Source organism: Mesorhizobium sp. M1E.F.Ca.ET.041.01.1.1 (genome assembly GCF_003997355.1).
In the GTDB taxonomy this organism is placed as follows: Bacteria; Pseudomonadota; Alphaproteobacteria; order Rhizobiales; family Rhizobiaceae; genus Mesorhizobium.
The window spans coordinates 1-12,920 of sequence record NZ_RZSL01000134.1 but is presented as its reverse complement, the minus strand read 5'-3'; the positions used below and the strand labels follow the sequence as shown (position 1 = coordinate 12,920).

The 12,920-nt window shown below is 63.7% G+C and carries 10 protein-coding genes and 1 riboswitch; all 10 genes read left to right on the top strand.

Going from position 1 to position 12,920, the window contains the following annotated elements; translation table 11 throughout:
- Positions 1–1,760: mechanosensitive ion channel domain-containing protein (locus EOA38_RS13850; RefSeq protein ID WP_145965957.1), on the top strand; the 1,760-nt coding region annotated here is incomplete at its 5' end.
- A 362-nt stretch (positions 1,761–2,122) separates the two neighbouring features.
- Positions 2,123–2,386, top strand: coding sequence for a hypothetical protein (locus tag EOA38_RS13840; protein WP_126093265.1), 264 nt, complete (start codon positions 2,123–2,125; stop codon positions 2,384–2,386).
- Positions 2,387–2,584: 198 nt separating this feature from the next.
- Entirely contained in the window at positions 2,585–4,024 is a 1,440-nt protein-coding gene (locus EOA38_RS13835) for a UbiA family prenyltransferase (protein ID WP_126093266.1), read from the top strand.
- A gap of 2 nt (positions 4,025–4,026) precedes the next feature.
- Entirely contained in the window at positions 4,027–5,379 is a 1,353-nt protein-coding gene (locus EOA38_RS13830) for an FAD-binding oxidoreductase (protein WP_127299437.1), read from the top strand.
- Between the two features lie 123 nt (positions 5,380–5,502).
- The gene (locus EOA38_RS13825; RefSeq protein ID WP_127299436.1) at positions 5,503–5,952 is read left to right on the top strand and encodes an EamA family transporter; all 450 of its coding nucleotides are present in this window, start codon (positions 5,503–5,505) and stop codon (positions 5,950–5,952) included.
- Complete coding sequence (locus EOA38_RS13820) at positions 5,949–6,956, top strand: NAD(P)-dependent oxidoreductase (protein WP_127299435.1); 1,008 nt, start codon at positions 5,949–5,951, stop codon at positions 6,954–6,956. Before EOA38_RS13825 ends, EOA38_RS13820 begins: the two co-directional genes overlap by 4 nt.
- 24 nt (positions 6,957–6,980) lie before the next feature.
- A complete protein-coding gene (locus tag EOA38_RS13815; RefSeq protein WP_127299434.1) occupies positions 6,981–8,453 on the top strand; it encodes an aspartate aminotransferase family protein in 1,473 nt (490 codons plus the stop codon).
- 8 nt (positions 8,454–8,461) lie between these two features.
- Positions 8,462–9,694, top strand: coding sequence for a hypothetical protein (locus EOA38_RS13810; RefSeq protein WP_127299433.1), 1,233 nt, complete (start codon positions 8,462–8,464; stop codon positions 9,692–9,694).
- Positions 9,695–9,793: 99 nt separating this feature from the next.
- Positions 9,794–9,910, top strand: a riboswitch (TPP riboswitch).
- A 103-nt stretch (positions 9,911–10,013) separates the two neighbouring features.
- On the top strand, positions 10,014–11,858 hold the full coding sequence (gene thiC / locus EOA38_RS13805; protein WP_127299432.1) for a phosphomethylpyrimidine synthase ThiC: 1,845 nt from the start codon (positions 10,014–10,016) through the stop codon (positions 11,856–11,858).
- 3 nt (positions 11,859–11,861) lie between these two features.
- Positions 11,862–12,869, top strand: coding sequence for a glycine oxidase ThiO (gene thiO / locus EOA38_RS13800; protein ID WP_127299431.1), 1,008 nt, complete (start codon positions 11,862–11,864; stop codon positions 12,867–12,869).
- Positions 12,870–12,920: the final 51 nt, after the last annotated feature.

Below are 12,920 nucleotides of genomic sequence, written 5' to 3'. Positions count from 1 at the left end.
CTTCATACCTCAGCCGGCTGTCCGTGGCGTTCTGGTCGACGCTGCTGCCGACAGCGGCGCTCGCCGTGTTCTTCGCCTCGGCGGTGTTCTTCTTCAACTATTATAACGTGCTGCGCGGCGACATCGGCACATTCCTCAATGCGTTGCTGGCCGTGGTCGCGATGGTGTTTTGCGTCAACCGGCTGACCAACGCGGCACTGGAGCCGCGACTGCCGAACTGGCGGCTGATTCCAGTCGCAACCGGTCCGGCGCGCTGGCTGGTGCGGCTGGCCACCGCCATGGCCGTGGTTCTTGGCTTCAATTACTTCCTGTCGGTCGTCAACGAAAAGATGGGCTCGCCGCTCTCGCTGACGATTGCTCGAAGCTTCGTCGCCACCATTATCGTCGGCGTCATCCTGATCCTGATGGGATCGCTGAGGCCTTTCAGGGCAGAAGACGGTTCGCGGCGGCCGTGGCCGGCATGGCTTCGCTTCGTTGCCATCGGGCTCGGCCTGTCCACCATCGCGGCGGCGCTGCTCGGCTATATCGGCCTTGCGCTTTTCGTGTCGGTGCAGGTCGTGGTCACCGGCACCACTCTGGTCACCGCCTATATCGGCTTCCTGTCGGCGCGGGCGATCGGCGAGGAGGGCGGCTTCGCCGACACTTCGGTCGGGCGCTGGCTGTTGGCCAATTCCAGCTATGAGGACACCGCGCTCGACCAACTCGGCCTGGTGGTCAGCATCGCCATCAACCTGATGATCGTGCTGGTGTTCCTGCCGCTGATCCTTTTGATGTGGGGCTTCCAGCCCGGCGATATCGAGGCTTGGGCCTACAAGCTGGCCACGGGCGTCACGATCGGTTCCGTCACCATCTCGGTGCTGGGCATCCTCACCGGCATCGTAGTCTTCGCCATCGGCTATTTCCTGACGCGCTGGTTCCAGGGCTGGCTCGACGGGTCGGTCATGGCGCGCGGCAAGGTCGACACCGGGGTGCGCAACTCGATCCGGCTGGCCGTGGGCTATGCCGGCGTCGCGCTCGCGGGGCTCGTCGGCATATCGGCGGCGGGCATCGATCTTTCCAATCTGGCGCTGGTCGCCGGTGCGCTCTCTCTCGGTATCGGCTTCGGCCTGCAGAACGTGGTCTCGAATTTCGTCTCCGGCCTGATCCTGCTTGCCGAACGTCCGTTCAAGGTGGGCGACTGGATCGTTGCCGGCGACATCAGCGGCACGGTCAGGAAGATCAGCGTGCGTGCCACCGAGATCGAGACGTTCCAGCGGCAGTCGGTGATTCTGCCCAACTCCAACCTCATCAACAATGCCGTCGGCAACTGGACGCATCGCAACAAGCTCGGCCGCGTCGATATCAAGGTCGGCGTCGCCTATGGCAGCGACGTCAAGCGCGTCCACGCGCTTCTGCTCGATATCGCGCGCGGACATCCCATGGTGCTCAAGAATCCGGAGCCCTTCGTGCTCTTCGGCAATTTTGGGGCGGCCGCACTCGAGTTCGAAATCCGGGTGTTCGTGGCCGACGTGATGAACGGCAGCATCGTCCAGAACGACATCCGCTTCGCGATCCTCGATATCTTCGAGGACGAGCATATCGAGATCCCGTCGACGCCGCGCGCCGTGGTCGAGACCAAGAAGCAGGAGTCCTGGCCGATCGACGACGACAAGATCGAGGTGGAATTTGCCGAGCGCGAGCGACTGGAGGCGGAAGCAGCGGCCGAGCAGGCACGGCTCGCCAAGATGAAGCGCAAAGGGCGCAAGCCCGATCCGGGCTAGGGTGCATCGAGATTCGGGGTGAGACCGGCCTGCAAATGGTGCTTACCTGCGCTTCCGGTGCTCACGTACTTTCAAGTACGCTCCGCTCCGGCCTTCGCCGGCCGAAGCCCTCATAAGGGTCTCCGCTCTATGAAGGCTACGGCCGGCGTAGGCCGGTTCTCGGAAACCACCATTTTCGACACGGCCTGCCCCCGAATCTCGATACACCTTCGGGGGCGCTGCATCCGGCTGCCAAAACCAATTGTGGCATGAATGCGGCATTCAGTTGCGGTTCAGCTTGCATCTCATATAAGCTCTCACGCAAAGGGCGAGAATGCCTTGCGAAGTGCAACAGAGGCGGTGTGGAAACACCGGAAATTGCAATGTGGAAGTCTGTCGTTACCGCTATCGCTTTCCTGGCTATGGGCGGTTCGGCTTTTGCCGCCAGCGCGGTCAACAAGGACGCTCAAACGCGGACGTTGATCGTCACCGAAGGCGGCGGCAAGACCGAGCTGGCGCTGGCCGCCGGCGAGACGGTGGAGTTCTGCCCGAATGGCTGCTTCGTCACCCTGCCCAATGGCGACCTCGAAGCGCTGACCGGTTCCGAAACCGTCGAGATCTCGGGCGGCGTTGCCCGTATCAAGTAAAACCTGCAACATGATCGGCAAAGGCCGGACGGACGTCCGGCCTTTTATCGTTTCCGGTAGCCGCTGCTTAACGATGACGCCGGAAATACTGTTCGTCCAGCGCGTTGCAACCGGGCGTTTTAACGTTCGCTCCGCCATCTCCCGTTATATCCGCTGCAAGGACGCCGACACGCGGCGCGGGGTTAGCAGGGCAGGACAATGGACGCGCGGTCGGACAGGAACGCAATCCCGCTTGCGGTCGATCTCGATGGCACGCTGATTGCAACGGACCTTCTGTGGGAAGGCCTGTTCATCCTCCTCAAGAAGAACCCGCTCTATCTCTTTCTGGTGCCGCTCTGGCTGGCTGGCGGGCCCGCGCGGGTCAAGCAGGAAATAGCCAAGCGCATCGACATCGATCCGGCTTCGCTGCCCTACCGGGCTGAATTGCTGGCACGTCTTCGGGCCGAACACGAGGAAGGCCGCAAGATCGTGCTGGCGACCGGCACGCCGCGCAAGTTCGCCGAGGCGATCGCCGCCCATCTCGGCATCTTCGATCGCGTGCTGGCGACGGACGGGCCGCACAATTTGACGTCGGGCAGGAAGCGGGCGTCGCTGGCCGCCGCCTATGGCGATGCCGGCTTCGACTATGCCGGCAACAGCCACCACGATCTCAAGGTGTTCGACGCCGCCCGCAACGTGATCGTCGTGGCGCCGGACCGCAGCGCCCAGCGCTGGCAGGCGGCGCACGGCGCGGAGACCATGCCGGCGCCGAAGCGGACGCTGAAGACCTACGTCAAGATGCTGAGGGTCCATCAGTGGCTGAAGAATTCGCTGATCGCGGTGCCGATGGTGCTGTCGCATGAGTATTTCAACTTCGGCATGATCTGGGAGTGCCTCCTGGCATTTGTTTCGTTCAGCGCCGTGGCGTCCGCCATCTACATCGTCAACGACTTCTTCGACCTTGCGCTCGACCGCAAGCATCCGACCAAGCGCAACCGGCCATTCGCCAGCGGCGCGCTGTCGATCCCGTTCGGCCTCGGCGCCATCATTGCGCTGCTAGCGATCGGCATCGCCGCCGGCTGCCTGCTGCCGATCGAGTTCCTCGGCGTGCTCGGCGGCTACATCTTGGTCACCACGGCCTATTCGCTGTCGTTCAAGCGCATGCTGCTGGTCGATGTCCTGACGCTCGCCGGCCTCTACACGATCCGCGTTTTGGCGGGCGCGGCCGCTACCGGCGTCGACGTTTCCTTCTGGCTGCTCGCCTTTTCGATCTTCTTCTTCCTGTCGCTGGCGCTGGTGAAGCGCTTCGTCGAATTGCGCACGACCGCCATCCCCGCCGGCGAGCGGATCGCCGGCCGCGGTTACCGCACCGAGGACCAGGAGATCGTCGCCCAGGCGGGCATGGCCTCGGCCTTCTCCTCGGCGCTGGTGCTGGCGCTCTATATGGACAGCGTCTCGGTGCGCGAGCTCTATCCGCATCCCTGGCTGGTCTGGCCGCTCGCGCCGATCGTGCTCTACCTCACCATGCGCGTCTGGATCCTCGCGCGCCGCGACGAGATGCATGACGACCCGGTCGTCTTCATCATCAGCGACTGGCGCAGCCAGATCGTCGTTGCCATCGGCGCGGCGCTTCTGATGGTCGGAGGCTGGGGCTGGTGAGGATGGGTGGCGAACGCTTCGGCAGCTTTGGGCTGACGACGCCGCCGGCGCGCCGGGCGATGCCGGCCGACGAAGCCGTTGCGCTGTTGAAGAGCGGCGCGGCAAAGCCCGGCTCGCTCATCGGCTACGGCAATGGCCGCTCCTATGGCGACAGCTGCCAGAACGACGCCGGCATGGTCGTCGACATGCGGCCGCTGGACCGTATCCGTTCTTTCAACGCCGAGACCGGCGTGATCGAGGCCGATGCCGGTGTGCTGCTTTGCGACATCATCGCGCATGCCGCGCCCTACGGCTTCTTTCCGGCCGTGGTTCCAGGCACGCAGTTCGTGACGATCGGCGGCGCCATCGCCAACGATGTCCACGGCAAGAACCACCACCGGCGCGGCACGTTCGGCTGCCATGTCGAATCGTTCACCTTGCTGCGGTCCGACGGCCGGACCTATCGCTGCTCCGACACCGACAATGCCCATCTGTTCATGGCGACGATCGGCGGCATGGGCTTGACCGGATTGATCCTGTCGGCCTCGATCCGGCTGATGCGCGTGCCGTCGCTCGACATCGTCGAGAAGGTGACCCGGTTTCGCGACCTCGGCGAATTCTTCGATCTTGCCGATGCGGCCGACCGCGCCAACGAATATGCCGTTGCCTGGATCGATCAGCTTGCCGGCGGCCACGGGCGGGGACGCGGGCTGCTGTTGACCGGCAACCATGCCGAACATGGATCGCATGCCGCGGCGCTGGCGGGCAGCCGGCTTTCGGTGCCCGTGCGGCCGCCCTTCAACGTGCTCAACCGGCCGTTCCTGACCGCCTTCAACGCTGCCTATCGGTGGAAGAAAGGCCGTTCGTCCGATGCGCGCCAGGCGGGCTACCAGGGCTTCTTCTTTCCGCTCGACGGGGTTCGCGACTGGAACCGCCTCTATGGACCGCGGGGGCTTTTCCAGCACCAGAGCGTGGTGCCGGAGGTCGTCGCCCGGCGCGCCGTGCCGGCCCTGCTCGAAGCGGCGCGGTGCTCCGGGCAAGGCTCCTTCCTGACGGTGCTGAAGCGGTTTGGCGACGTCCGTTCGCCGACACTGCTGTCGTTTCCCCGGCCGGGCTACACGCTGACGCTCGATTTCCCCAACAGGGGTGAAAAGACGCTGCGGCTGCTCGCCGAACTCGACCGCATCACGGTCGAGGCCGGCGGCGCCGTCAATCCCTACAAGGATGCGCGCATGGAACCCGAAACCTTCGCCGCGTCCTTCCCGGAATGGCAGCGGCTGGAGGCGCTTCGCGATCCCGCTTTCATGTCGGGTTTCTGGGCGCGGACAGCGAAAAAACTGGATGTTCGACGAGGTGCCGCGGAGGCTGCGGAATAGATCGAACTTGAGTAGATCTTGGTAAATGAAGCGTTAAGATCGAAGTTTACTCAAAATAGACATGTGATTTCACCAAATATTTGCAGGTTTGTAGTAGGACCGCTCAGGGGCGGGGTGGCAACAATGAAATACATCGTCTTCATTCTCTTCACGGTCATGACCAATGCCGCTGCGCAGCTGATGCTGAAGCAGGGCATGATGTCGTTGGGGCCGATTTCGTTCGACGGCGCCAATCCGTTCGTCAAGCTGCTGCAGGTCGTGTTCAGCCCGTGGGTCTTCCTCGGCCTCTGCACCTTCGTCATCTCGATGGCCTCGCACCTTTACGTACTGTCGAAGGTCGAGCTCAGCTTCGCCTATCCGTTCCTCAGCCTCGCCTATGTCGCGGTCGCCGTCTTTGCCTATTTCGTGTTCCGCGAGGACCTCAATGGCTGGCGCATCGCCGGCATCGCCTGCATCTGCGTCGGCACAATCTTGATCGCTCAAAGTGGTCGCGATCTGGGCGGTCGCGGGCATGAGGACCAGGCCGCTTCCATCACCCCCGACAAGATCGGCACAAACGAGATCGTTCGATGAGACATGTGATTTTTGGCGGCGACGGCTTCGTCGGCCGTCATCTTGCTCCCAAGCTTGCCGCGGACGGCGAGAACGTCGTCGTCGCCGACATCGTCAAGAGCGACCTGCCGCACTATCGTTCGGTGCGTTTCGTCACCTGTGACGTCACCGATCCGGCATCGGTCGCGGCACTGGGCCTCAGAGCCGACGACATGGTCTACAATTTGTCGGCCAAGATGCTGTCGCCGATACAGGTGCGCGCCAAGCGGCACGACTTCTTCTTCCCGGTGAATTTCCACGGCACCGAGCACATCATCCAGGCGATGGACAAGGCCGGCGCCTCGAAGCTGGTCCACTACACGACCGACATGATCTACGGCCACACGGTGGTGCTGCCGATGACGGAGGATCATCCGGTCGCGCCGCTCGGCGAATATGGCCTGTCGAAGCTCAAAACCGAGGAGCTCGCCGCCGAATGGCGCAAGCGCGGCATGTCGATCTCGCTGTTCCGGCCGCGGCTGATCATCGGCCCCGGGCGCCTCGGCATTCTGGAAAAACTCTTCAAGCTGATCGACTGGAACTTTCCCGTGCCGATGATCGGCTCGGGCAGGAACCCCTACCAGTTCATCTCGGTGTTCGACTGTGCGGAAGCCGCCCGCGCGGCATGGAAAGCCGGCGTGCCGAACGAGGCTTACAATCTCGGCTCGCTCAACCCGCCGCCGGTCAGGAAGCTGCTCGGCGACCTGATCCGCCATGCCGGCTCCAAGTCGATTCTGCTGCCGACGCCGGGCTGGGCGGTCAAGCGCACGCTCGACCTGCTCGATCTCATGAACATGCCGATCATGGATCCGGAACAGTATCTGATCGCCGACGAGGAATGCGTGCTCGACGTGTCCAAGGCCGAGCGTCAGCTCGGCTGGGTGCCGCAATACCGCGACGAGGACATGCTGATCGCCGCCTACAGCGAATATCGCGCCAAAAAGGACGGCCACGCAGTCGCCACCGAACACGTTCCTGCCGAATGAGACGGCGAAGGGGAGATTTTCGAGATGACCGTCATGGCCAAGCCGGAACACACGGGCACACGCGCGCTGGTCGAAGCGCCGGCGCTGTCGCCCTCGACCATCGCCAAGCCGGATCTGATCAGCGTCGAGCAGGCCAAGGCGATGGACGTCGCCCGCATCACGGACCTGTTCAAGGCCCACCTCAACCCGGGCCAGCTGCATTTCATGAAGCTGCTCGGCTTCCATAAGGTCAAGATCGAGCGCGCTGAAGGCATGTTCTACATCGACCAGAACGGCCGCAAGATCCTCGACTTCTTCGGCGGCTTCGGCTCGCTGGCCTTCGGCCACAACCATCCGCGCATCCTGGAAGCCCGTCGCAAATTCCAGGAGGAGAAGCGCCAGGAGATCGCCATCGCCTTCATGTCGCAATATGCGGCAGCGCTCGCGCACAACATCGCCAAGTGCTCGCCCGGCGAGCTCGACATGGTGTTCCTGGGCTCGTCCGGCTCGGAGGCGATGGAAGCGGCGGTGAAGCTCGCCGAGCGCGCCGCGGGGCCTAAGCGGCCGAAGGTCGTCTATGCCGAGAATTCTTTCCACGGCAAGACCAAGGGCGTGCTGGCGATCACCGACGGTCAGCTCTACCGTGCAGACTTCAAGGTGGCCGACAATGTCGTGCGTGTTCCCTTCGCCGACATCGACGCGGTCGAGCGCCTGTTCAAAAGCGATCCCGGGATCGGCGTCATCGTGCTGGAAACCATCCAGGGCGGCGGCGGCATCATCCAGGCAGAGGCGCAATATTGGCAGAAGCTGCGCGCGCTTTGCGACCAGCATGGCGTGCTGTGGGTCGCCGACGAGGTGCAGTGCGGCTATGGCCGCAGCGGCCGCTTCTATGCCTTCGAGCATTACGGCGTCGTGCCGGACGTGACTGCGCTGGCGAAATCGCTCGGCGGCGGCAAGGCGGCGGTCGGCGCCATGATCGCCAAGCGGGACGTCTACATGAAGGCCTATGGCACGCCGAAGACGGCGATGATCCATGCCATGGCGACCTTCGGCGGCATGGGCGAGGCTTGCGTCACCGCGATCGAGGCGCTGAACATCCTCTATGACGAGGGCCTCATCGACAACGCCGCCTCGACCGGCGATTACCTTCTGCAGCGGCTGCAGGCGCTGAAGGAGAAATATCCAAAGATCATCAAGGACGTGCGCGGCAAGGGTCTTATGGTCGGACTCGAGTTCCACGATTTCTCGCAGACCCTGCCGATGATGCTGCGTCCGGTGGTGAGCGTGCTCGACGACAAGTTGAAGGGCTCGCTGTCCGGCTTCGTCGGCTCGCTGCTCTTGCGCGACTACGACGTGCTCGTCGCCTTCACCGAATACAACCGCAACGTCATCCGGCTCGAGCCGCCGCTGATCTGCCAGCGCGAGCATGTCGACCGCTTCGTCGATGCCTTCGACAGCCTGTTGTCGCGCGGCATCGTGGCGATCGTGAAGGATTTCGTCAAAAGCCAGGTCCGCTGAGGTAGCCGATGCTGACCAGGCCGCCGGCCGCTCCCGCCAATTTGCTCGACCGGCTGACCGGCGCCGGTCTTGCCTGGGGCGAGGGAGCCTACGCAAGATGGGCCGCGCCGATCGGCGCGGCGACCTTCTCGCTCTACATCCTGTTGACGGCCGTGACGGCCTGGTTCCTGCCCGACGCCAATTGGGACATGCTGCCTTATCTGGCGATCGCCGAGGAAGGCGCCTATCCCGATCCGCAGGCGCTGCACGACTATGCCTACAGCACGGTGAAAGCCGGCGTGTCGGCTGGCGACTACAAGACGCTGACCGATGATGGCGGCGGCTTCCGCAGCCACATGACAGAGAACGCCGCCGACTTCCATTCGCTGCTCGGCATGTACCGGATCAAGTTCCTCTACGCCGAGATCCTGTCCGGGCTCAGCCATGTCGTGTCGCCCGTCGAGGCGATGCGGCTAGTGCAGGTATTCTCGGTGCTGTTGTTCGGCGCGATCACGCTCACCTGGCTGCGCGCGGAAGGCGCGCTGGCGCTGGCGCCCGTCGTCGGCGCCGTCCTGATCATGTCCGATTTCGGCGACGCCGCGCGGGCTTCGACGCCTGACCTTCTCTGCTCGGCGCTGTTCCTCGGCGGGCTGTTCGCCTATGTGCGCAAGCGCGAGGCGGCGACGGCGATCCTGCTTTTCCTCGCCTTCATGGCGCGGCCGGACAACATTGTCTTCCTCGCCATCTTCGCCGTGCTGCTTGTCGCATTTCGCCACAAGGCGTGGGGCGCGCTGGCTGGTTTCGCTGCATCTTTCATCGCCTATTTCGCCATCTCGCATTGGGCCCAGCATCCCGGCTGGTGGCCGCATCTGTGGTTCTCCAGCATCGAGCAGCACTACAATATGGACGGTTTCGAACCGCCGTTCTCGGCGGCGGCCTACCTCAAGGCCTTTGCCGCCTCGGTGGTGCGCGCCATCACCGTCAACAACTGGGTCGGCGTCTCGGTGCTGGCTTTAGCCGGATGGTATGGGCTCGACCGCGCCGGCTTCCGGCTCGACCGGCGCGCCGGCATCCTGCTTGCGGCGCTCGTGCTTGGCGTGCTCGCCAAGTTCGCGGTCTTCCCGATCCACGATACACGCATCTATTTCCCCAATCTCCTGCCGCCTTTCCTGCTGCTGGCCGCGCCGCTGATGGCTCTGTGGGCATCGGCCAGTCGGGGCGGTCGCGCGGCGCTGCAAGTCGTTCCTGGAGACAAGCCGTGAGTGCATTTTACGCGCTTGTGCGCGTGCTCCGCGCACGATGGAATGAGCGGCGATTGCCGTCGAACGCTTGACAAGATGACGCCGGCCCGTTCAACCTAGGCCATTCACCAGGGGAGTCCCGGCAAGGGGCTGAGATACTGCTGGCTTTTGCGGCGCAGTGACCCGTTGAACCTGATCCAGTTCATACTGGCGTAGGGACGGTGCAAGCGCTTTGCGGGAGTTCATGCCCGAAGACCTGTTCGCACAGGTGGACCAAGGCGGCTTTTCATCCTTCCGGCACAGAACTGGGTCTCCAATGCAACGAGCAAAGGAGCCTCAAATGAATGCCTTGACCCCGACCGTATCGACCGGACCGCTGCCGGCGTCGCGGAAGATCCACAAGTCCGGCGCCCTCCATCCGCAGATCAGGGTGCCGATGCGCGAGATCGCCGTTCACCCGACCGCCGGCGAGCCGCCGGTGACGGTCTACGATCCGTCCGGCCCCTATACCGACCCCGCGATTGAAACGGACATCGAAAAGGGTCTTGCCAGGCTTCGGCAGGACTGGATCGTGGCACGCGGCGATGTCGAGTCCTATGACGGCCGTCATGTCAGGCCGGAGGACAACGGATTTGCGACAGGAGAGCGCCTGACGCCGGAATTTCCCGTCCGCAACCGTCCGCTGAGGGCAAGGGCCGGCAAGGCGGTAACGCAGCTCGCCTATGCGCGCGCCGGGATCGTCACGCCCGAGATGGAATTCGTGGCCATCCGCGAGAATCTTGGCCGCGAGATGCTGCGGGGCAAGCTGCAACAGGATGGGGAAGCGTTCGGTGCGTCGATACCGGATTTCGTCACACCGGAATTCGTACGCGACGAGGTGGCGCGCGGCCGCGCGATCATTCCCGCCAACATCAACCATCCCGAAAGCGAGCCGATGATCATCGGCCGCAATTTCCTGGTGAAGATCAACGCCAATATCGGCAATTCCGCCGTCACCTCTTCGATGGCCGAAGAGGTCGAAAAGATGGTCTGGGCGATCCGCTGGGGCGCCGACACGGTGATGGACCTGTCGACCGGCCGCAACATCCACAACATTCGCGAATGGATCGTGCGCAACGCGCCGGTGCCGATCGGCACGGTGCCGCTCTACCAGGCGCTGGAGAAGGTGGGCGGCATCGCCGAGGACCTGAGCTGGGAGGTCTATCGCGACACGCTGATCGAGCAGGCCGAGCAAGGCGTCGACTACTTCACCATCCATGCCGGTGTGCGGCTGCACTACATCCCGCTGACGGTCGGGCGGGTTACCGGCATCGTCTCTCGCGGCGGCTCGATCATGGCGAAATGGTGCCTGCACCATCACCGCGAAAGCTTCCTCTATGAGCATTTCGAGGAAATCTGCGACATAGCCAGAGCCTATGACGTCTCCTTCTCGCTCGGCGACGGCCTTCGTCCCGGCTCGATCGCCGATGCCAATGACAAAGCGCAATTCGCCGAGCTGGAGACGCTTGGCGAATTGACGAAGATCGCCTGGGCGAAAGATTGCCAGGTGATGATCGAAGGCCCCGGCCATGTTCCCATGCACAAGATCAAGCAGAACATGGACAAGCAACTCGCCGTCTGCGGCGAGGCGCCGTTCTACACGCTGGGACCGCTGACCACGGACATCGCGCCGGGCTACGACCACATCACGTCCGGCATCGGCGCCGCCATGATCGGCTGGTTCGGCACGGCCATGCTCTGCTACGTGACGCCGAAGGAACATCTCGGCCTGCCGGATCGCAACGACGTCAAGACCGGCGTGATCACCTACAAGATCGCGGCGCACGCAGCGGATCTCGCCAAGGGACACCCAGCGGCGAAGATCCGTGACGACGCGCTTTCGCGGGCAAGGTTCGAGTTCCGCTGGGAAGACCAGTTCAACCTGTCGCTCGATCCCGAGACGGCGCGCTCGTTCCACGACGAGACCCTGCCCAAGGAAGCGCACAAGGTGGCGCATTTCTGCTCGATGTGCGGGCCGAAATTCTGCTCCATGCGCATCTCCCACGACATTCGCGCGGAAGCGCAGAAGGAGGGGATGGCGGCGATGGCGGAGAAATATCGCGCAGGCGGCGATCTCTATATGCCAGTCGAACCGCCAGGGGCGGAAAATCAGGCTCTGGCGCAGAAAGATCGGGAGACACACTGAGCCATGCGCCGCGTCCTTGTCAAAGGCGCCGGTGTGGCAGGCCTGACCGTCGCCCACGAATTGGCCGCGCGGGGTGCGTCGGTCACGGTTGCTGAAATTCGGAGCCAGATAGGCGGCAATGCCTCCTGGCTCGCCGGCGGCATGCTCGCCCCCTGGTGCGAACGCGAAAGCGCCGAGGAGGCGGTTGTCACGCTCGGCAAGGTTTCGGCCGACTGGTGGGAAAGGACGCTGCCCGGGCTCGTGACAAGGGCCGGCACTCTCGTTGTCGCTCACGCGCGCGACGCCTTCGAGCTTGCCCGTTTTGCGGCTCGCACGCGCAATTGTCAGTCCATCGACGAAAAGGCGCTTGCCGCCCTCGAACCCGATCTTGCCGGTCGCTTCCGCCAGGGCCTGTTCTTTGCCGGCGAAGCCCATCTCGATCCCCGCCGGGTCCTCGAAGCTCTCGCCGGCAAGCTGCGCGCGATGGGCGTCGTCTTCCTTTTCGAGGCGGGTGAGATTGCTCTTTCCGGCTTCGATCAGGTGATCGACTGCACGGGCATCGCGCGAGCCGACGACGACTTGCGCGGCGTGCGCGGCGAAATGGTGCTCCTCCGCACGCGTGAGGTCTCGCTCGCCCGGCCGGTGCGTCTGCTCCATCCGCGTCATCCGATCTATGTCGTGCCGCGGGCCGATCATCACTTCATGGTCGGCGCGACCATGATCGAAAGCGACCATGACGGGCCGATCACCGCCCGTTCGCTGATGGAGCTCCTCAACGCGGCCTACGCGCTCCATCCGGCGTTCGGTGAGGCCGAAATCGTCGAGACAGGAGTGGGCGTGCGCCCCGCCTATCCCGACAATCTGCCGCGGGTGAAGCGTCGGAAGGACGGCGCGATCACGATCAACGGCCTCTACCGGCACGGTTTCCTGCTCTCACCGGCCATGGCCGAGCAGGCTGCCGGTCTTCTCTTCAATTCATCTGCCGACCTGGAGTCTGAAAATGAAGCTGATCGTCAATGGCGAAGCGCTTGAGGTCGAGGCGACAACGCTCGACGCCCTTTTGAAGGAGCTTGACTATGAGGG

Excerpts from the sequence above, each read along its gene's own strand:
- thiC (WP_127299432.1), top strand. The coding sequence starts at position 10,014 with ATGAATGCCTTGACCCCGACCGTATCGACCGGACCGCTGCCGGCGTCG.
- EOA38_RS13830 (WP_127299437.1), top strand. The coding sequence starts at position 4,027 with ATGGGTGGCGAACGCTTCGGCAGCTTTGGGCTGACGACGCCGCCGGCG.
- thiO (WP_127299431.1), top strand. The coding sequence starts at position 11,862 with ATGCGCCGCGTCCTTGTCAAAGGCGCCGGTGTGGCAGGCCTGACCGTC.
- EOA38_RS13815 (WP_127299434.1), top strand. The coding sequence starts at position 6,981 with ATGACCGTCATGGCCAAGCCGGAACACACGGGCACACGCGCGCTGGTC.
- EOA38_RS13810 (WP_127299433.1), top strand. The coding sequence starts at position 8,462 with ATGCTGACCAGGCCGCCGGCCGCTCCCGCCAATTTGCTCGACCGGCTG.
- EOA38_RS13825 (WP_127299436.1), top strand. The coding sequence starts at position 5,503 with ATGAAATACATCGTCTTCATTCTCTTCACGGTCATGACCAATGCCGCT.
- EOA38_RS13820 (WP_127299435.1), top strand. The coding sequence starts at position 5,949 with ATGAGACATGTGATTTTTGGCGGCGACGGCTTCGTCGGCCGTCATCTT.
- EOA38_RS13840 (WP_126093265.1), top strand. The coding sequence starts at position 2,123 with ATGTGGAAGTCTGTCGTTACCGCTATCGCTTTCCTGGCTATGGGCGGT.
- EOA38_RS13835 (WP_126093266.1), top strand. The coding sequence starts at position 2,585 with ATGGACGCGCGGTCGGACAGGAACGCAATCCCGCTTGCGGTCGATCTC.